This window comes from Bacillus sp. cl96 (assembly GCF_900100505.1).
GTDB lineage: Bacteria > Bacillota > Bacilli > Bacillales > Bacillaceae_G > Bacillus_A > Bacillus_A cereus.
Map to the genome: position 1 here is coordinate 317263 of NZ_FNDM01000005.1, position 20340 is coordinate 337602.

A 20340-nucleotide genomic window follows, 5' to 3' on the forward strand; every position below is an offset into this window, starting at 1 on the left:
TTCCTTACTTATCTATTCATAATCTTCTTCATCATCGATTTCTTCGTAATATGAACTTCCATTACTTACATATATAGGGCCATTCGCAACATCAATACGTAGTACCCACGCCCATGGCACAGCTAAACGTTTATGTATCGCTCGCCAAAAGCTCATTGATTTTCTTTCGTACTCCTGGAACTCCTGAAGTAACTCTTTGTAGGAGGAACCGTCTAACTGAATATTTGCTTCTAACAAACGAGAATGGGCATAGTACTGTAACTCTAGTTCAGCAGCAATTTCCATTTCTTCTTCCGTTGCCATACCAATGATTGTTCCATCTTCTGGTGCAATTTCATATACGTTTTGAACTTCAATAAGCCCTTCTTTCTCTTTCTCAAACATGTAAACAGCCTCCTTTAACATATATTTTTTATGTTACAAAGTCATACTTCTACAATAACTTCTCTCTTTCCTCTTTTTTTGATAAACTTTTACAAAATATTTAACCGATGACCTGTTTTCTCTATTCTTTCAGCAGAAATGAAACGATTTTTATCAAAATTTAATTTATACACATCAGGCATATGAAGTGTTTTCCAAAACTCAAAATCATATTTCGAATTAAAATAATTCATGAGTAATACCATAATATTTCCATGCGTACCTATTACAATATTCTTACCTTCATATTGTTTTAATATATTTTGCATACATATTACAGCGCGCCTTTGTGCGATATCATTCGATTCTCCGCCTTCGTATGCAAAACTCCAATCTTCCCACACATTCTGCATAGCATCATTAAAATTTGGTACTGGCTCTGTGCTCAATAATCTTTCACGCAAATCTTCTTCTGTTTGTATTGATAATTTATATGTATTCGCAATTCCTTGTACAGTTTGGATTGCTCTTTTGTACGGACTAGAAATAACAACATCAATATGTTTATCTTTTAATAAATGTGTTACATTCTCTGCATCACAGTGCCCTTTTTCAGATAAAGGTCGTTCCCGTTCTTCTTTTGTATATGTAGAATGGGCATGGCGAACGAAATATATTGTTGTCATTTTTCAACCTCCTTTCTTATTTTCAATTTATATTCAATAATAAGATTGGAAAATCCTGTATTACAAAAAAGCACTTTTCATAAGTGCCCCTTTGTTTACATAATAAAATTATTTCATTATAATTTATTTCTGAATTCCTCACTTATGACAATATCTCGAATAAAGTAATCCATATTACTTAGAAGCTTTTCAAATGCTTTTTCACTCAAATTGTTCATCATAAAGACAATCTCAATCTTATTCCCTTTTTTATCAGTACCATAGAAACTATTTGTTAATACAAATGCAGTAGAACCACCTTTCTGTCCAGCAAATTCGAACATACCCTCTCCTACGGTTCCTTTAAATATATTCTCAATCTCACCTTGCATTTGTGGTGTAAAATAATTTCTGCTATTTATCTTTTCCAATAAACTCATGTAATCCTTCGCATTTGCACCTATAAACCGATCTGACCAAATACGCTGAAAATCCATATCGGCTTTTAACGATATCTCGCGTTTTGTCCATTCTTTCTCGTCTTTCATCCATTCATGTATTTGCCATACATGCTTAACATATTCATCATTAGACATATTACGTAGCTTGTCCAATGCTTTATTTTGAGGAATATGCAGTTCTTTTTCAACATAGCCCCTCATATATAATGCCCCTGTATACGTTGGATAAAATTCATCGTGACTATTTAAGCCTAACTCTTTCAAACTTTCATTTATCCGCGCTGCTCCAAGCTTGTCCAATAAATATGATGCATTCGCATTCGAACTATAATGGATCATTCCTTTCACTACTTCTTCTAAAGAAGTTTGACCACCCTTCACTAACTTTTTACCTTTTACATCATCTAGCCATGCAGGGTGTGCACCACCATCAGTATTTTTCACATAGTATTTTTCTAATTCTTTCAATGAAATTTTCTCGTCTTTTCTTATTTTCCCTTCAGCTACTTGCTTAGTATATTCAATTGCTATAACGATTTTCGACATACTTGCTAGCGGTAATTTTTCTTTTTCATTTATTGATGTCAATGTTTCACCATTTCTTTTAACAATTAAAGAAGTTGTTTTATCATCCTTATGTTCTTTTATGTAATTTAGCACATAATTAGAGTCTTCTTTGGAATTGACATATTCCTTCACTGAAAAGAAAGCTATACAGCCTACTATAGTAATTCCAGCTATAATTCCAACAACTTTTAATCCCCTCATGATACTCCCCCTAAAATAAACATATTATATATTATACTAAATAAATTTCCCTTTTTAAGTAATAATTAGATTATTTATACAAAAATACTTCTTTTCTTAAACAACAAAAAAAACATGCCTTCATTAGGAAAGCACGTTTTGTGATATTCTTCACATTGTTTAGTTAAAAAATAAATGTTTACTTACCATGATGTAACATTAAATCACTAAGTTCTTCTTCAATGTGATTTAATTTCGCAACGCCTTCTTTCCATTTATGAATATAACGTGAAACCCCAACGAAAAACAAAACAATAATTGTGGAAAGAATAATACCATATACGATTGCTACAGTACTCATAGTTACACTTCCTTATAATTAGTAATGTGGTTATTAGTTATATTTTTATTATAAACCTTTTTCTTTTAAAATACTTCGATTTCAACTTTTTGTAACAAAATTGATTTTTCTAACATTTCGTTCGTGAAAATGGCATATTTTTCACAAATTATACAAAACTTCACCATATGTACTATTACCATATGAGTTATATTATTAAATAGAATAAAGGGGATGATATACTATGACGACTTGGTTTATTGTAATGTTAGTTGTATTTGGAGCATTTAAAATTATCGTTTCTAGCCTTCCTAACACTGTTATTGAATCCATTATTAGCAAGTACGAAACACATCCACAACTTGAAGAAGAGAATGTGACTATTACAATTCACGGAAATAACGTAGAAGGCGAACAGAAATCAAAAATTATTCATGATTTTAACGAAGGTTTATTTTTAGATCGCTATTATGCACCACCCCATAATGAAGGCACTCCTTTAATTATCAATGCAAAACGTGGTAAAAAAGATTTTACATTTTATATTTATAGTCATGAAGAGCATGTTGATGTTGTAAAACAATATAAAAAGAAGGTAGTTGCGTATAGTTTACGCTCTAAAAACCTTCAAAATAGTGATATGTTCGTGTCAGCTGATTTAGCTTAATACTCATATATAAAAAGGAATCCATGGCATATGGATTCCTTTTTACTATTTACTGAAAAATAAGCTCTGTCTTCAAACTATCTTTCGGTAACAACCAGCCTTTTTTCTCTAAACTCGCCATTAATAATTCCCTTTGTTTTGTCGCAATACTTTCTTCATTTGTTTTAAATGACACTTCTATTACGAAGTCATCTTCTAATTTTCCTATATTACTTAATGGCCAAATTTCAATATTTGCTTTTATGTTTTCAAACTCTCCTGTATATCGTTTCATTAATACAGGACCGTAAATACGGGAATTCTTTAACATCTCTTCTCCCCAATTTGTATACAACCATTTGTTCATTTTCCCTGGTAATTTTTCTATTAACATGTTTTGAGCAGCTTGTTTATTTGGTAAATCAAGTATTCCATATCCTTTAGCACTGTAACTTTTCTTATTTGAAATGCTTAATGTTTTCTTCTCAAATCCCCAATCTATTTCCGCCTCATAACTATCCGTATTACTATCGAATCCTTCTTTTTTAGCTACTTCTAGTGCATCTTGAATTACACCATTTGGAATAGGATATCTTTTTTTATATGTTAGTTCAAAATCTTTACTAAATTCTTTCTTTCGAATTCTAGCAAACCAACCTTCCTCGCTTAAACTTTTATTCGCAGTATCTAAAAATTGCACTTGTATTCTTTCATATTTTGTACCAGCCTGGAAATGTTCTAGTACCTCTTGCTTCATCTCTTTGTTATCACCTAATACTTGTTCTGGCTTCAATAATAACTTCACTTCAAAACTAGGTTTCATTGGACTAGCTGCAAACCCTTCCTTAACGTTATAAAGGAAACAACAAAAGAAAATGCTTACGAATACAAATACTTTTTTCATATACCTATCCCCTTTACATTTCAAATGACTTCTATACGTTCCATTGCAAGTGAATATACATTTTCATATCCTGCTGTACTTAGCTTTTGTTGTAATCGATCCGTATCCTCTTTCAAAGCGTGCACTAGCACCGTATGTTCTGGTAATAATGTATTTAACATCTCTTTAACGTCTCTTATACTTTGGTGAACTTTATACACAACTCGATTCACCCTACATGTATTCCTTACATGCTCTTTCATAACTTTTTCTGCAAAACTCCCTTTCGCAATATGCCCAGTAAAAATAACGGCATTCCGTTTTTCATTCCGAAGTTGTTCATAATATAACTGCGCTCGTTTCGTTTGCATATTCGCATCACTCATTACAACTATTCCGTAACTATTTTGCATACTAATATCATTATCCATCACTATTATGTTTCTTTTTAAACTCTCCATAACCCATTTAAGTTCTTCATTATTTTTTATCCAATCTTTATATACGAACATCTCTTCAAACCCAGCCAAAATTTCTTTATCTACTATAAGCGGAAATTCTTTATATCGTTCATATAAATACAATACTATATCTTGTGCCCTACCAAGTTGTGGCAGCGGTAATAATGCTATTCCTTTATTTTGCATAACTCGTTCAATTTCTGCACATAGATCGTCTAATCTTTCATTTTGCGAAACATCCTCTGTGTGATAAGCGGCATCTACAATTGCAACTTTTATATTGTGGCCCAATTTCTCAGGTAAATTAGCTCGTAGTATATTAGACTCTGCTGAATAGTCGCCTGAATAAAATACGTATGTATTACACATATCAACTAAAAACCAAACAGCTCCTAATACATGCCCACTATATCCCCATTGAAACCGCAATGTAGGAGTAATTTGTACCCATTCATTTGGATTGCTAATCTCATCAATACATACATAATTTAAATCTTTTATATGTTGGTCGCTATAAGGTAAATTCCACCCTTGCAGCACATTATAGTTTCTCCATTTTTCATAATATAACGGCAGTTGCTCCTTCGTATAACGAGTCGTCCAAATTTTTTTCTTATAGCCATACTTCGCTAATAAAGGTAAACCCATCGTATGATCTTCATGAATATGTGATAAAAATACCGCATCTAAAAATGGAACAGCTTCTCTCTCTATTTTTGGGTAACTATCCTCATAAGATCGATTAATACCACAATCAAATACTATTTTCGTCTCTTTATTTTTTACAAAATAGCAGGAGCGACCGTATTCTCCTGCTCCTCCCCATACTTCCACTCTCATCATGCTACCCCTTTTCGTTTTTGCTCCATATGTTGTAGCAGTAATAAGCATATTGTTGTAAGCCCAACAGAAACAACGGCCATCGCCATGCCTATAGATACTTCACCCTGTTCAAATTGAGCAAAAATAAACGTTGCTGACGTTTCTACTGATGGAGGTAATACGAGAAGCGATGCTACTAACTCTCTTATCGAAATTGTAAATGTCATCGCCCATCCAGCAAGAATGCCTGGGATAATAAGAGGCAATATTATTTTTCTAAAAATATAAATATAATTTCCAGAAAAAACACTTCCTGCCTGCATGAGAGAATCATCAATTTGTCCGAGTGATGATTTTACATATTGCACCGTGTAAGGTAAAAACAGCACAACATACGTTACGATAACCATGACTGGTGTATTGTAAATTGACATAGGCATATATGGTGAATTCCAAAATAGAATAAGACCTACAACCATAACGATTCCTGGTACCATATTCGGTAACATACCGCACATATCAAGCCATTTTTCAGAGGTTTTTTTCCCCTTTCGAATCATAAGTGCCAAAAAGACTCCAATCATTACCGCTATAATCGCTGTTACGAGTGAAAAAAGAAAACTATTCCATAAAGCCTCTAATCCCGGAGATCCCATTGTAAACAATGCCTCATAATGGCTTGTTGTAAAGTTATTTACATGTAAACCGCCGCCTCTTAATTTTGAAAAAGAAGCAATAAGTATAGAAAAGTATGGAATTCCAATTGATACGATTAATAAACCAATTACATACATCCATGCTACAACGCGCGTAAATATAGACAAAGTATATCTTTTAGATTTCACACCTTTTCCACTAACTATTGCATATGAATACTTTCGATTCAATACATTTTGCATATACCAAATGAGCATACAAGCACTAAGTAATAAAGAAGATAATGCTGTTGCACTACTAAAATCAATTGGCCAACTCGAAATAAATTTATGGATTTCTGATGTTAACACGTGGAATCCTATTCTACGTCCGAATGTAGCCGGTGTTCCAAATTCAGCAATCGTCTTTACGAAAATGAGTAAAGCACCCATTACATAACTTGATACTAATAACGGCAATATTATTTTTCTTAAACGATAGAAAAAACTTCCGCCATGAACTGCTGCAGCTTCTTCTTTACTACTCCCAATCTGAAGTAACGTGTTTTTCAGCATGAAATAAAGGAATGGGAATAAATGCAGACTCATAATTAATACCATACCTCCTAAACTAAAAAACGATGATGAAACTGTCTTTAGCATCGGGAAAAATTGTTCAAAATAGCCGTTAGGTTGCATGAACAAAATCCAGCCCATCGATCCAATATACGGCGGTGTCATAAATGGAATCATAAAAACAATATCTAACTTACTATACTTTCCTACATCTGTTTTGCTCATAATAAATGCCAATGGAAATGCAAATATTGTAGCACCTATTACAACGAGTACACCTAGAAGCATCGAATTTAGAAAAATCCCCGCTAATCCACCACTCTGCATCACTTCAAAAGGCTTTAAAAAGTTCCAACTACTATTTTCATATACACTAGAAAATAAAATAAGAAAAAGTGGAATGACGATTAACATCGCCACAAGTAATAACGCTACCGTCATTCCAACTTGTCTTACTGATACGAATCGATTTACCATGGAATCACCATCTTATTGAAATACTTTCTTAAATTGTTTTCCTATTTCATCTTGCTCTTTCTCAACTGTTTTCCAATCAATATTTAATACTGGAATCTCTTCTACATTTGGTCTATTTTCAGCTTTTATATCTGTTCTACCAGGCAATAAATACGCTTTAGAAACTTGTTTTTGTACATCATCGGATAATAAATAATCAATAAACTCTTTTGCACCTTCAACATTTTTACTATCCTTCATAATCCCAGCTGCACGTGGGCTAATAACTGTTCCGCTTTTTGGATATACAATATCAACAGGTTCACCCTTTGCTTTTGCGCTATACGTCATATAATCAACACCCGCAATGACCATATCTTTCGCACCTGTTACAACTGGGTCTAACGCTTCCTGATTTGCTCCTGCTACTGTAACTTCATTTTTCTTAAGCTGCTCAAATAAATTCCATCCATCTTGTCCATTCTTTTTCACGTATCCTGTTACAAAGTCTAAAGCTGAACCTGAAAGTGCTGGATCTGGAAGATTCACTTTCCCTTTCCATTCTCCTTTCGTTATATCGCTCCAATCTTCAGGCGCTGTCTTCACATTTTTTGTATTGTACACAATCCCTAATGCTGAAGCACTATACCCGAAATAATGTCCTTTATCATCTGACCATTCAGAACGCAGCTTATCAGCTTGTTTCGCTTCTTTATAAGCTAACGTTTGACCCTCTTTCTTTAATCCTTCCATCGCTGGTAATGATGCAAGTACGACTACATCAACGACTGGATTTTTCTTTTCAGCTTCCATTCTCGCTAAAATTTTACCAGTTGTCCCTTGAAACATTTCCACCTTTATACCAGTTTTCTTTTCAAAGTCTTTTTGAATTTTTTCTGCTAACCCTTTTGGTCCTGCACTATATACAACAATTTTCTTTTCATTCGTATTTTTACTTTTTGCATCTGCATTACCTGTCTTTGAACTACACCCTGTTACTACAGCCGAAAATAATAAAGTACATACAAATAAAGACTTAAGCGAACTGAATTTCTTCATACGATTCTCCCCCTATATGATGAATACATTTTTTTGGCACATATAACGATACTGGTTTACCGATGCTTAGCTTACTATTGTGATAGGCTGTCCAGATGCCTAAAGTCCCCATATTTACTTTCACTTCATAACGTTCTCCTACATATGTAACGTGCTGAATTTCACCTGTATACATTTCGCACACATCATTTTTTGTCCAACTCACATGCTCTGGACGAATCATTTTTTCACCCTCTACAAGCCAATTCGCCTTACCAACAAATTTGGCAACAAATTCATGAGACGGTTTCACATAAATATCTTCCGGTGTTCCTTTTTGTAATACTTCTCCTTGTTTCATGACAATAATTTGGTCTGACATTGACATTGCTTCTATTTGATCGTGAGTGACATACAGTGCAGTTAAACCAATGGAATGAACGATATCCATAAGCTCTATTCTCATTTCTTCTCGCAAAATTGCATCGAGTGCACTTAGCGGTTCATCAAACAAAATAAAGTGAGGTTTTGTTACAATTGCTCTAGCGAATGCGACACGTTGTTGCTGTCCACCAGAAAGTTCGTGTGGATACCGTTTCTCCATACCTTGCAGGCGAACTCGCTTTATCGCATCTTCTACTTTTTCTCGTAAATGATTCGTTTGCTTTGTAGCCCTTAAACCAAATGCAACATTTTCAAAAACAGTCATGTGCGGCCATAAAGCAAAATCTTGAAATACCATACCGATATTCCGTTCATGAGGAGATGTCTTTATCTTTTTTGTAGCAGAATACATGCACTGGTCTCCAAAATATATTTCTCCTTTATCCGGTTCTTCAAGTCCTGCTATCATTCTAAGCAAAGTCGTTTTCCCACACCCCGAAGGTCCTAAAAGTGTAGTGAATTCCCCTTGTTTCATTACAATCTGCAACGGCTTTAACGCCTGTATTTTTCCAAATGTCTTTTCTAATCCACTAATTGTAATATCCATTGCTTCACCTCTCTCCCCTCATTCTTAACCTGCTTTCATTCTATATGGAAGATTTATACTCAATGTTAATGTACTGTAAAGATTAAATTAAAAAACTTCTAATAAACTATTTATTTCTATAGATTTTTTCTATAGTTAAAATAAAAAAGGCGGCAATTCATAATGAATCTCTTAAAATTAGAAATTGTAGTACTTATTAAGAAATACAAAAAGCTTACAATCGTTGCAGAAAAACTTGGCGTTAAACAACCAACTATTACATTTCATATAAAAAGCTTAGAAGAAGAACTCGGTGTGTCTTTATTTGAATTACGTTCTGGAAGGTATTTCTTAACAGAGGCTGGTGAGGCTTTGCACCATTATGCTTGTAAAATAGATGCGCTTATGAAAGAAGCTAGACGTGTCACGCAAGAGTTTAAAGATTTTCATAAAGGTGCTATAACAATCGGCGCTAGTTATGTACCAGCGACTTATCTTTTGCCAGAAGTCGTTCATCAATTTCAATGCGAATTTCCCAATATAAAAATAACGCTACTAGTGAAAACAGCCCCTGAAATTCGAATGATGCTACAAAATCACGAAATCGATCTTGGGATAATTTCCGCTGCTCCATTGGATGAACCACTTTTAAAACAAACGAATATAATGCCCGATACACTTGTTCTTGCCTTTTCCAAAGAACATCATTTTTCAAAGAAAGACAATGTATCGTTACAAAATATCGAAAAGGAACGCATACTATTGCATCGTAATCCATCTACAACGAGAGATTTACTTACACAATGGACGTTGGCGCACAACATTACATTCCAATCTGAAATTGAATTAGACTCATTAGAAACGATGAAACAAATTTTAAAATATGGTAATGGAATTGCCTTTATTTCTAAACTTGCTATCGAGCAAGAAATACAACGAAATGAGCTATGCTATATACCAATCCCTGAATTTGAATTTCAGCGTAATATTTATACGATTCATCATGAGGACAGATGGAATTCTAAAATCATTTCTTTTTTACTACAAAGCATCACTTCATTTACAACAAAAAATTAAAAGGCTGTCGTTATGCACGACAGCCTTTTAAACTATAAATCTATTTATTTTTCTTTGCCTCAATTTTTGCTTGCGCCTCTTCAGCCTTATCTAATGCTTCTGATACTTTCTTCTCTTTTTCTTTCACTTCATCTATACTATCGACAGCTTTAATAAGTTTATCGATTCCTTCTTCTTCTACCTTTCTACGCTTTGCCACTCTTTCATTTACTTTCTCTTCCACATCTTTTGCTTTTTGAAGCATATTCTCTGCATTTGATGTTACAGCTTTTTCAAGTTCATCATCTTTTTTCTTTTGTAACACTTCATTTGCAATGTCTTTCGCTTCTAAATACTTACCGTCTTTTAATGCTGTTGCTCCGTGATCCATTCTCTCAGCAACTTCTTTATATGATTTCGCTTCATTTCCTGATTTCTCTTTTTCTGCTTTTTCGAACCACATTGTTGCATCACTATACTTTTCATCTTTCAATGATTGCATACCTGTTTCAATATATGTGTCATAATTGCTACATCCAGCCATTACGACTAATAGAAAAAGCATAACAAAACTTAATTTTTTCATGCTGTTGTCTCCTTTTCTTTTCCTGCTCACTATACTGTAACATACATGAAAAAGAGTTTCAAAAACTAAAATACTAATTCGGTCATTTTTATTTTATTAAGTCAAATTGCCTTTTAGACAGACACATCCACTTGCTTTTTCATTACATGCTTCTTTATTCCTACTAATACAACTAACAATAAACCTCCGCCTAATGTCATCATAACAATGCTAGTTGGCAACATATCTAATAATAATCCATACACAATCATACCGAGCGGTGCGATTGCAGTAGAAATTGTTTCAAGTAAGCCGAAAACGCGTCCTAAATAACTTGGATCTGTCGTCTTTTGCAAATGTACTTGCATCGGGATATTTACAACCATCATTGATATACCAGTTAACATCATAAAAGCGATATAGTAAATAAAACTTGCTACTTTCGGGATGGTGACTACTAATGGAAACACTGTACATAAACTCAAGCCCGCAAATAAAAGCAACCCAATATAAACAGAACGAAACGGATTATTCACTTCTTTACGTACTGATAACGCAATTGCACCAATTAACATCCCAACTGCTAACATTCCCTCTACAACACCGAGTTGCTTCGAAGATAGATGCAAATTTTGAACAATAATATATGGAAGTGAAACGAAAAGTGCACTCGCAAAAAAGTTTACCCCTACTGCAATTTTCATTAAACCATATATTTCATGCTGTCTTTTTACATATGAAAACCCTTCTTTTATACTCGTCAAGAAATGCTCTTTACTTTCAGCCATTTCTTTTTTGTATAAATCAAATACGATAAATAATTGCACAACAACCGCTAAAAAGAATGTAATGCTATTTAACAAAAAGAACGACTGAATTGAAAAGAAACCAAATACAACTCCGCCAATAATCGGCCCTAAAATATTTGATAAAGAAGCTGCCGTCTGGTTCAAAGCACTCGCTTTTTGAATACGTCCTTCATCTACTAAACTCGGAATAGACGAAGTTAATGCAACAGAATAAAAACTTGCACAAATTGATAATAATGCTGCTGAAATATAAATAAAAAGAAGTGACGGTCCAAATATAGTAGCAAGAATAAACATAATAAGCATCGTTAAGCTACTTAATAAATCAGTGCCAATAACAAGCCATTTTCGATTGACGCGGTCAGCTACAGCACCAGCAATCGGTCCACAGATTAGCCTTGGAATCGATCCGCAAATAAGCGTAGTTGCAAACCCCATTCCTGAACCCGTAGTCTTTAATACGTATAATCCCATTGCAAACGTATAAATACCGGCTCCTAGCAAAGACGTCATTTTCCCAATCATCATTAAAATAATATTTCTCGTTGCAATCTTCATTCTTGAATCATGTTGTCCTATACTTATATCCCCCATTTTTGACACTCTCCCCTTAAAAGTTAAATTGTGTTAAACTTATTATATAATTAACTTTCCAATTTTTACAACAAAAAGTTTAATGACATTTAACTTTCTAACTATAAAGGAGCAATTATATGGCTACTCTCGGTGAAAAAATTAAAACGTTACGAAAAGAAAAAAAGCTTACTCAAACTGATCTAGCAGGTTCAGAACTCACAAAAAGTATGCTAAGTCAAATTGAAAATGGAAAAGCTACACCTTCTATGAAAACACTACAATATATCGCTGACAAACTTGAATGTGAAACAAGTTTTTTATTAGAAGATGATGATGTAGAAATTGTAGAACTCATTCAACAAACGGAGAAACTAATAAAAGCAAACAAGTACGATGAAGTATATGAGGTTTTACTACCGATCGTTCAAAAAGAGCTACCTCCCACTTTGAATACTGCTCGTTTATATAAACAGTTTGTAACAGCTGCGGCTAAAATGAAAGATTACAATATTGAATATTACGTTGAAAAGGCTACTTCTATTTTTGAGAAATATACGTTATACCGGGATAGTACGGAAACAAAATTAAAATTATCCTTTACGATATTCACACGTAAAAAATATGCTGAATGTTTACAACTTATAGCTAGTATCCGAAATGACTATGAAGAGAAACATTTAGAAATGGATCTCATTATACATATCGAATTATATTTATATGAAGCAATTATTTTTCTTGCATGTGGTGATTACGAACAATGTGAAAGTGTCATTTTAGATGCACTTGCATTTTCAAAAAAGCATCAAGTGTATTATAAAACAGATGAATTTTATCGTATTTTATCTTATCAAAAAGTAATCACGGCTGATAAAGAACAATATTTACATTACATAAAAAAATCAGAGCAATTCGCCATTTTTACAGAAGATAATTTCTCTGCGGCGGTTATTGATCTTTTAAAAGCTTTCTACTACAACACAATTGCTAATGAATATACAGTTGCATTAGAACATTTAGAACAATTTCGAGAAAAATTAAAAGATGAGCCAATTTTTCAAGATGATGGATCATATTATCTTGAAAAAGGAAAAGCTTTGTATGGTTTAAAACAATACGAAGAAGCTTTAAAAACATTGCAACGCGCTATCATACCAGATTATATAAACCATCCACTTGATCACGCACGACTTACAACAGCTGGGGCATATCGCGCTCTTTGTTATGTGAAACTTAATGATAAAAAAAGAGCTCTTGAAGAAGTAACAGAAGCATATGAAATCGTACAGTCCTATCCTGATTCCATCTTCACTTCATTTATTAAAGAAACATTACAAATAATACAAAAACTTTAAGAATGTCTCTAAATGGTATATTATTCCTCTTTTTTAGCAAAGATAATAATGATGGGAGGAATATAAATGAATATACAACGTGCAATAGAGCTTTCTGTGTCAGCAGAGCAAGCCAATGTCAGTTTTCAAGGCATGCCTGTTATGATTCAACACGTCGATGAAAGCAATGAAACCGCCCGCATATATGAAGTAAAAAACCCAGAACGCGAATTAACTGTTCCAGTTAATAGCTTAGAGGAAATATAAGAAATGCCACTTCTCTTTTGAAGTGGCATTTTTCTTCTTTCAGATTACTTACTATAAATTTCTTCAACCCTTTATTTTACATGAGCTGAAAAAATAAGAACTTTCTACTTCTTTTCTTTTTGTGACCTGCTAAAATACAAACTATGGATTAATTATTCGTACTATACATTAAGGAGGAAAAATAATGGCATCTACTTTAGAAAAAAACAAGCCTTATTATGCAGTTATATTCACTTCTAATTTATCAAATGATACAACAGACTATAATACCGTTGCCGAAGAAATGGAGAAACTTGCAAAGCAACAACCTGGATTTTTAGGTGTAGAAAGTGCAAGAGGTAATTCTGGACTCGGAATAACAATTTCTTATTGGGAATCACTTGATGCGATTGAAAATTGGAAGAAGAACACCTTACATAAAGAAGCGAAAAAAAGAGGTCGTGAGCAATGGTATGAAAACTTCCATCTGCGTATTTGCCTTGTTGAGAAAGAATTTAAGTTTCATAGAGGTACTTTATAACTATGAAGGAAAAATTAGCTCTCGTTATTGTTCATGAAATATATGGTGTGAACGACCATATGCATCACGTTACCCAGCACTTTACTTCATCTCATATAGATGTATTCTGTCCTAATCTTCTACAATCACAACACGCATTTCATTATCGTGATGAAGAAAAAGCATATGAACATTTTGTAAATCATATTGGATTTGATGATGGAAAAAAGCAAATTGAAGAATTCATTTCTCATCTTTCTAGTAGTTATACACATATTGGACTTATCGGCTTTAGTGTTGGAGCTACCATCTCATGGCTATGTAGTAACAATCCGAAAATAGATTTTATTATCGGATGTTACGGTTCTCGTATACGCGACTATGTTCACATAAAGCCTACATGCGCTACATTACTTATATTCCCTGAAAAAGAAGCTAGTTTTTCAGTATCCTCTTTCATTCAAACATTGCAGCAACAGAATAACCCTTTATTAGAAATAAAACAACTACACGGTGAACATGGATTTCTAAATCCGTACACTGAAAAATATAACGGGCACTCTACAAAAGAAGCATACAATTTAATAGATTCATTTCTTGTAAAGTGAAACTTCAATCAGTGGGGGGGCATCCCCCACCTAATCTCTTTTCTTACGTTGAGTTTTAAGGTGTGGGTCTTACTGCCCATGCGTGATAAAAACAATCTTATACAGGAGACTCAAAATGACGCTGACATTACTCTTACTTGTTTTCATACTCATTGCCTTTATCTCAGCGCTAACTATCATTTTTAAAACCGTAAAAAAAGGGATATTTTTCAACCGCCCCTACTTACAATCTATTATCATTTGCATTTTATTTTTTACAAATTGGATTTTATATGTAACAACTTTTTATTCGTTACTCCCCGAGAAAGTTAGCGAGTTCATATTCCTGCCCATTTGGTTTTTCCTTTGTATTTTAGGATTTATCGCTTTTTGGCACGAATGGAGAAATAATCGTGTGTTCTCGATATGTATTGTTTTTCTTTCCTTTATTAGTTTTCTATTTGGGCTGTTGTTGTTAGTTCTTTCGGGGATGTAATAGAAGAAGGAAGAAAAGCCAACTTTCAACTTTTCTTCCTTCTATGTTTACCTTTAGTTTTCACTGTCACTGATTCACAAGGTGTATAATATATTTGAGGTGTCGCCTTATCAACAAACATCATAAACGTAACGAAACCGATAATAAAGAAAATAAACAACGTTAACAAAATTGCTCCTATCGTTAAAAGTATCATAACACCACCCCTATATTTTTCATGTTATTACACTTTTCGCTATTATATGAGCGTAATCCTTTTTAGAAAAAGAAACGTAACAAAATAATCACAACCACTCCCGTTAATACTGTACCTAATAAACTACGAGTATATATCGCTACAAGAAATGTTGGAATTGCTGCAATAAGATAATCCCACTGCATCGTCTCGTGCATAAATAAAACTTGTGCTAAAAGTGCTGCTAATATTGCAATTGGTATGTAATTTAACCATTTTAAACCCCAGTCTGGAATTTGTAGTTTGCTAAATACGAGTAGAGGTAAAATACGTGGCACGAGTGTAACAGCTCCTGCTGCTAGTAAAAGTAATAATACATCTAATCTCATTTCCATTTTTCAATCACCACTCCAATCGTCGCAGCTAGTAATGTTGCGATAATAACCGCTATACTATCTGGCATAATTAAGTGTGAAACGTATGCAAGTATAATCGCTACAATTGCAACACTTAAATGAATTGCTAGCTTTGGTTTACTACTTATGAGCTGAAGTACAAATAATCCGATAAACATCGCTGGTAATGCATAATCCATCCCGTATGTATGTGGATCTGGTATCCACTCACCAAATAGCCCGCCAATGATAGTAGCAAGAATCCAGTTTAAATAAGCCGTTACATTTAGCCCAATCATCCATCTTTCGCCTAAATATCCTTTTTGCGCTGCATGCTGCACTGCGACGCCGAACGTTTCATCTGTAATTTGCGAACCAATAATGACGTTTTTTAATAGAGGTAGTTTCGTAAAGTACGGCGCGAGGGCAGCACTCATTAATAAATGGCGTAAATTAACAAAAAACACAGTAAAAATAATTGCGGAAGCAGGAGCACCGGCTGCATACATACCAGCTAATATAAACTGGGCAGAACCTGCATAAATTAAAGTCGACATAAATGCAATTTCAATGATAGAAAAACCTGCTGTTTTTGCAATTACACCAGCTGCTATACCGATGCTCAAATAACCAAATACAGTTGGTAAACAATCTTTTACTCCTTGCTGAAATGTATCATCGCTCTGCAAAGCTACATGTGCCTGAGCTTTACTCATCTCTATCATCCTCCATTCCTTCTAAAGTTCGTTTTCCTGTTACGACATGAACTAAATCTATATTTTCACGCCATAACGTATCTAACTTATCAGCTCCAAATTCCTTTGTGATTTCTTCAACCATAATATCGTGCCGCACATACTCTGTAGCAACGAGAACTAGCGCTGGGTCATACGTTGTAACGGCCCATGAAGTGCTATCATTTGAGAAGTTCGCAATTAATACTTCCTCTCCATCACGAGCAATAACAGTTAAATGACCACCCATTCTCTTTTCAACGACGTGGGGCGTCATATAATTATGATGAAACGTCGCTCCTATTTTTGTTTCTGGAGCTCCAAATAAGATTGAAAATATATGTACGCCTTCCTCTTCCTTTTGATGAATGTATGGCTCAATTTCATGCACTTGATCTTCCCATACAGAAATCCATAATTCTTCCTTAGCTCTACTAATTATATTGCATATTTCTTTTAAAACACGATCATTTGAGCGAATATGCGAAATTACATCTATTTGTCGCTCTTGTTCTAAACAATTTAGTTTCTCATCTAAAAATTCAAAGGACTTTTCAAAGTCTTTTCGCATTCGATTCATTAATTCGGTAGCTGGTACTGGTACATATTTCACTGGTTCAGAAGGTACAATATGCACCGCTCCTTTATCCATTAACTTACCGAGTACCTCGTAAATCATAGAACGAGGTACTCCTGTTTGTTTACTCACTTCATAGCCTGTTACTGGGGAATGTTTTAGTAGTCCAATATACGCTTTACATTCATACTGGGAAAATCCTAACTTTTGTAACTCCTTTATAATTTCATCCATCGGTAACCCCTCACAATCTAAATCGCCCTTACTTCAAAACGACGATTTTGCTTCCCTTTACTTTTTACTTTATCAATAACAAGTGTTCCTATTTCACTCGTATTTTTCACATGTGTGCCTCCACAAGCTTGTTCGTCTAAATTTTCAATTGTAACAATGCGGATTTCTTGGATAGTAGTTGGCAGGAGATTTATTGCTGTTTTAATCATTCCTACAGCATTTTCTGCTTCTTCGCGGCTCATATAACGAGTGGAAATTTCTTTATTTTGCTTAATAAGTTTATTCACTTCCTCAACAATTTCTTCTACTTCCATGCTCGATAACTCTTGTAACTCATTAAAATCGATACGTGCTTTATCAGGATAAATTTGATTTCCAGTGCATAGAGCTCCATATTTTTCATAAACAACAGCTCCGATAAGATGCAGTAAAGAGTGATGACGCATTAAATTATGACGTCTTTCCCAATTCATCTCTAATTTAACTGGACCTAATTTTACTTGAGCTTCATCTTTTATATAGTGAACTATTTCTCCCTGCTCCTTCTTTACTTTTTCAACCTCAAATACAGACCCATCTTGTACAATGACACCCGTATCACATTCCTGCCCTCCACCAGCTGGATAAAAAACTGTTTCTTTTACAAATACTTTATTCCCTTCTACTTTTATCACTTCTGTTTCACAACTCGTTTTGTATGCATCTTCTAAATATAATGCCGTTGCCATACTCTCACCTCTTTAGTAGTTATAGTTATACCTACTAATATAAAAAAGAAGCTCCGTAAAGTCAATTGATAATTCTGAAATTTAAAATTAATAAAAGACTCCTTTATTAGGAGTCCACTATCTCAATATTTCATTCGCTTCTTTTTCATAAATTTTATCAAATGACGTCATAACACGCTGTGATGCTTGAATCATCTTTTGATCTGTCATAAGATCTGCCATCTCTTTCGTCATATCTACATTTGAATTTTCTAGCATATGATTTTTTACTATTCCTGTTCCGTTCGGTAAATTAGCAATGTTTCCTTCTGCTAGTGTAAAGCTTTTGTTTTCACGTTGCACGAGACGTGCATTCGTTTCTGCATCTACTGTTTTTGTTTGCAAACGACCAATATTATTTTGTGTTACTTCATCATATAATGTACCGTCTGCTTGTACAGCAACCTTTGCTCCTTCTGGAATACGAATACGCTCATTATTCTCTCCCATTACGAAAGCACCAGATGACGTTTGTAAATAACGATCACTATTTAATGTGAAACTACCATCTCTCGTTAAAAACGTTTCATCATTTTTAGAAGTAACAAAAAATGATGTTGTACCAGCCGCGCCGTCATCTAAAAAGAAATCTGTAGCGCTATTTGTCATTTGTATATTTCCTTGTACTAAATTCACATGCGTTGCAGCTGGTACTACAGCGTAATCGACCGAACCGATATTTGTTACCGCCCCATCTCCGCGGCGATATGTGTCTTGTACATCAAATACTTTAGACGTCATATTTTCTGCTTTAAATCCTGTCGTTTGAGCATTTGCAACGTTATTCGAATGAACATTAATGCGCTGCATGTAATTCATCATGCCCATAGAACCTATATAAAGACCGTTCATATTCGTTTGAATAAGGCAAGCGCCTTATTCTTCACCTCTTTTCTACGATGTTTGTAACATTTGTTTTGCTAAATGTTCAGCTGTAGCGATATGTATATTTTTCTTTATGTCTTGGCCATCTGTCATTAATACAATAGGAGCTGATGATACTGCTGGAATTTTCAACAATTCGCCACTACTTGCTGTTTCATCAAATTTCGTAAACACAATACCATCTATATGAATATCTTTAAAGTTTGTAATAATTTCAATCATATCTTTACTTTTCATTGAAGCTGATAACGTTAAACAAATATAATCTGGTTCTACTTGTCCCATCATTTCAATCATTTCTTCCACTGTTTCTGACGTACGATAATTTTTCCCTGCTGTATCAATTAAAATATAATCGACGCGTGCTTCTTCTTTAAAATACATAAGCGCTCTTGTCATTGCAGCTTCATCACGCACAGCAATTACTTCAGATCCAATTGTCTTTACGTTATCTTGCAATTGCTGCACTGTCCCTATGCGCGAATAATCGGTCGTTATAAAACCAACTGTTTTTTTCTTACCGTGAAATTGCCATGCCATTTTCGCAAGTGTCGTCGTTTTACCAACGCCAGTTGGACCTATTAATGCAATTGTTTGTACTTCTTTTTCAAAGACGTTTTCCGTATTGAAATGAGATTTCATATCTTCCAATATGTACCTGATAACTTCTTCTTCCGTAATCATCGTTGCATTTTCAAACTTTATTTTTAACTTTTCAGCATATGCATGAATGAAATATTGTTCCACATCGTTTTGTTCTAGCATCCGAATTACTTTTTGAATAATAAACGGTACAGATTCTTGATTTTCTTTCTTTGGAACTACTTCTTCTTTCTTTACCGGAACGACTTGTTTCACAACTTTTTTCTTTTTCGTTACTTCCGTTTCTTTCGTCTGTTTCACCACGACAATTCCTTTTTCAAACAGCTTTAATAGTTTCTCTTTTTTTCTTGCCCATTCTTCACTATTTCCTGTTTGCATCGCCGCGTATGACATAGAAGTCGTTACGTTTTCTAAATTGTGCAGTACTGATTGAATTCCATTCGCCTTCACAATTTGTTCTGAAGGATCATTCACAACATCCATTAACTGTTCATGAAATTGAGCTGTACCTTCATTCACTTCTTCCTGTTTTTCTTCTGGAAAAGCAACTAACATTTCATAATCCTTTTTCCAGAAAAACGGTATATTTCGTTTTACACTTTCATCGACAACGTAATAATAATCTGTACCATATTGGTCAAATAACTTTCGATACAATTCATTTTTCGAAGCTGCTTTTATTCGCATTAACGCTTCTTTCTTTTCTGTACTTTCCATTACT

Annotated in this window: 26 protein-coding genes; 7 read left to right on the top strand and 19 right to left on the bottom strand. The window is 34.1% G+C overall.

Features of this window, described 5'->3' with window-relative positions; all coding sequences use genetic code 11:
- Window positions 1-12: 12 nt before the first annotated feature.
- The 5 genes from BLT20_RS14160 to BLT20_RS14180 form a co-directional block, all read right to left on the bottom strand.
- Window positions 13-384, bottom strand: coding sequence for a hypothetical protein (locus BLT20_RS14160; protein ID WP_000461779.1), 372 nt, complete (start codon window positions 382-384; stop codon window positions 13-15).
- Between the two features lie 89 nt (window positions 385-473).
- Window positions 474-1049 (bottom strand): histidine phosphatase family protein, encoded by a 576-nt coding sequence (locus BLT20_RS14165; RefSeq protein WP_000208261.1) that lies wholly within the window; start codon window positions 1047-1049, stop codon window positions 474-476.
- Window positions 1050-1165: 116 nt separating this feature from the next.
- Complete coding sequence (locus BLT20_RS14170; RefSeq protein WP_001214677.1) at window positions 1166-2257, bottom strand: serine hydrolase; 1092 nt, start codon at window positions 2255-2257, stop codon at window positions 1166-1168.
- A gap of 178 nt (window positions 2258-2435) precedes the next feature.
- On the bottom strand, window positions 2436-2597 hold the full coding sequence (locus BLT20_RS14175) for a hypothetical protein (protein ID WP_000108701.1): 162 nt from the start codon (window positions 2595-2597) through the stop codon (window positions 2436-2438).
- 65 nt (window positions 2598-2662) lie between these two features.
- Window positions 2663-2779: a hypothetical protein gene (locus BLT20_RS14180; protein ID WP_001987133.1), complete on the bottom strand. Its 117-nt coding sequence runs from the start codon at window positions 2777-2779 to the stop codon at window positions 2663-2665.
- Between the two features lie 41 nt (window positions 2780-2820).
- On the opposite strand from BLT20_RS14180, the gene BLT20_RS14185 reads away from it, so the two are divergent.
- Window positions 2821-3243, top strand: coding sequence for a YfmQ family protein (locus BLT20_RS14185; RefSeq protein ID WP_000214603.1), 423 nt, complete (start codon window positions 2821-2823; stop codon window positions 3241-3243).
- Window positions 3244-3292: 49 nt separating this feature from the next.
- Here BLT20_RS14185 and BLT20_RS14190 read toward each other — a convergent pair whose 3' ends face one another.
- The 5 genes from BLT20_RS14190 to BLT20_RS14210 are packed head-to-tail and all read right to left on the bottom strand — an operon-like array spanning window position 3293 to window position 9084.
- The gene (locus BLT20_RS14190) at window positions 3293-4126 is read right to left on the bottom strand and encodes a hypothetical protein (protein WP_000755313.1); all 834 of its coding nucleotides are present in this window, start codon (window positions 4124-4126) and stop codon (window positions 3293-3295) included.
- 20 nt (window positions 4127-4146) lie between these two features.
- Complete coding sequence (locus tag BLT20_RS14195; RefSeq protein WP_033684367.1) at window positions 4147-5409, bottom strand: MBL fold metallo-hydrolase; 1263 nt, start codon at window positions 5407-5409, stop codon at window positions 4147-4149.
- Window positions 5406-7076, bottom strand: a complete 1671-nt coding sequence (locus BLT20_RS14200) for an ABC transporter permease (RefSeq protein ID WP_000248164.1) — start codon at window positions 7074-7076, stop codon at window positions 5406-5408. Before BLT20_RS14200 ends, BLT20_RS14195 begins: the two co-directional genes overlap by 4 nt.
- 12 nt (window positions 7077-7088) lie before the next feature.
- The gene (locus BLT20_RS14205) at window positions 7089-8114 is read right to left on the bottom strand and encodes an ABC transporter substrate-binding protein (protein WP_000714684.1); all 1026 of its coding nucleotides are present in this window, start codon (window positions 8112-8114) and stop codon (window positions 7089-7091) included.
- Complete coding sequence (locus BLT20_RS14210; RefSeq protein ID WP_000355540.1) at window positions 8092-9084, bottom strand: ABC transporter ATP-binding protein; 993 nt, start codon at window positions 9082-9084, stop codon at window positions 8092-8094. The genes BLT20_RS14205 and BLT20_RS14210 overlap by 23 nt, the downstream gene beginning before the upstream one ends.
- A gap of 162 nt (window positions 9085-9246) precedes the next feature.
- Between BLT20_RS14210 and BLT20_RS14215 the strand changes: the two genes are divergently transcribed.
- Complete coding sequence (locus BLT20_RS14215; RefSeq protein WP_001050615.1) at window positions 9247-10140, top strand: LysR family transcriptional regulator; 894 nt, start codon at window positions 9247-9249, stop codon at window positions 10138-10140.
- 40 nt (window positions 10141-10180) lie between these two features.
- Here BLT20_RS14215 and BLT20_RS14220 read toward each other — a convergent pair whose 3' ends face one another.
- On the bottom strand, window positions 10181-10705 hold the full coding sequence (locus BLT20_RS14220; RefSeq protein ID WP_000736443.1) for a COG3014 family protein: 525 nt from the start codon (window positions 10703-10705) through the stop codon (window positions 10181-10183).
- Between the two features lie 113 nt (window positions 10706-10818).
- Window positions 10819-12087 carry an MFS transporter gene (locus BLT20_RS14225; RefSeq protein WP_000502477.1) on the bottom strand — a complete coding sequence of 423 codons (1269 nt, stop codon included), beginning with the start codon at window positions 12085-12087 and terminating at the stop codon, window positions 10819-10821.
- 119 nt (window positions 12088-12206) lie between these two features.
- Here BLT20_RS14225 and BLT20_RS14230 point away from each other — a divergent pair, with 119 nt between their 5' ends.
- The 5 genes from BLT20_RS14230 to BLT20_RS14250 all read left to right on the top strand — a co-directional run bounded on the left by BLT20_RS14230 (window position 12207) and on the right by BLT20_RS14250 (window position 15249).
- Window positions 12207-13421, top strand: a complete 1215-nt coding sequence (locus BLT20_RS14230) for a transcriptional regulator (protein ID WP_000212380.1) — start codon at window positions 12207-12209, stop codon at window positions 13419-13421.
- Between the two features lie 66 nt (window positions 13422-13487).
- On the top strand, window positions 13488-13667 hold the full coding sequence (locus BLT20_RS14235) for an H-type small acid-soluble spore protein (protein ID WP_001025733.1): 180 nt from the start codon (window positions 13488-13490) through the stop codon (window positions 13665-13667).
- A 184-nt stretch (window positions 13668-13851) separates the two neighbouring features.
- Complete coding sequence (locus tag BLT20_RS14240; protein ID WP_000168851.1) at window positions 13852-14187, top strand: antibiotic biosynthesis monooxygenase family protein; 336 nt, start codon at window positions 13852-13854, stop codon at window positions 14185-14187.
- Between the two features lie 2 nt (window positions 14188-14189).
- Window positions 14190-14774 carry a dienelactone hydrolase family protein gene (locus BLT20_RS14245; protein WP_000660123.1) on the top strand — a complete coding sequence of 195 codons (585 nt, stop codon included), beginning with the start codon at window positions 14190-14192 and terminating at the stop codon, window positions 14772-14774.
- Between the two features lie 115 nt (window positions 14775-14889).
- A complete protein-coding gene (locus BLT20_RS14250; protein ID WP_002025604.1) occupies window positions 14890-15249 on the top strand; it encodes a hypothetical protein in 360 nt (119 codons plus the stop codon).
- 25 nt (window positions 15250-15274) lie between these two features.
- On the opposite strand, the gene BLT20_RS14255 is transcribed toward BLT20_RS14250, so the two are convergent.
- The 7 genes from BLT20_RS14255 to flhF all read right to left on the bottom strand — a co-directional run bounded on the left by BLT20_RS14255 (window position 15275) and on the right by flhF (window position 20336).
- Complete coding sequence (locus tag BLT20_RS14255) at window positions 15275-15445, bottom strand: DUF3951 domain-containing protein (RefSeq protein ID WP_000602244.1); 171 nt, start codon at window positions 15443-15445, stop codon at window positions 15275-15277.
- Window positions 15446-15507: 62 nt separating this feature from the next.
- A complete protein-coding gene (locus BLT20_RS14260; RefSeq protein WP_000425944.1) occupies window positions 15508-15819 on the bottom strand; it encodes an AzlD domain-containing protein in 312 nt (103 codons plus the stop codon).
- Window positions 15810-16535, bottom strand: coding sequence for an AzlC family ABC transporter permease (locus BLT20_RS14265; protein WP_000030490.1), 726 nt, complete (start codon window positions 16533-16535; stop codon window positions 15810-15812). Before BLT20_RS14265 ends, BLT20_RS14260 begins: the two co-directional genes overlap by 10 nt.
- On the bottom strand, window positions 16528-17364 hold the full coding sequence (locus BLT20_RS14270; protein ID WP_000343360.1) for a TrmB family transcriptional regulator: 837 nt from the start codon (window positions 17362-17364) through the stop codon (window positions 16528-16530). The genes BLT20_RS14265 and BLT20_RS14270 overlap by 8 nt, the downstream gene beginning before the upstream one ends.
- Window positions 17365-17381: 17 nt before the next feature.
- Window positions 17382-18092 (bottom strand): alanyl-tRNA editing protein, encoded by a 711-nt coding sequence (locus BLT20_RS14275; RefSeq protein ID WP_000179556.1) that lies wholly within the window; start codon window positions 18090-18092, stop codon window positions 17382-17384.
- Between the two features lie 117 nt (window positions 18093-18209).
- Complete coding sequence (locus BLT20_RS14280) at window positions 18210-18983, bottom strand: flagellar basal-body rod protein FlgG (RefSeq protein ID WP_001013935.1); 774 nt, start codon at window positions 18981-18983, stop codon at window positions 18210-18212.
- Window positions 18984-19025: 42 nt separating this feature from the next.
- The gene (gene flhF / locus BLT20_RS14285; RefSeq protein WP_000446184.1) at window positions 19026-20336 is read right to left on the bottom strand and encodes a flagellar biosynthesis protein FlhF; all 1311 of its coding nucleotides are present in this window, start codon (window positions 20334-20336) and stop codon (window positions 19026-19028) included.
- Between the last annotated feature and the right edge of the window lie 4 nt (window positions 20337-20340).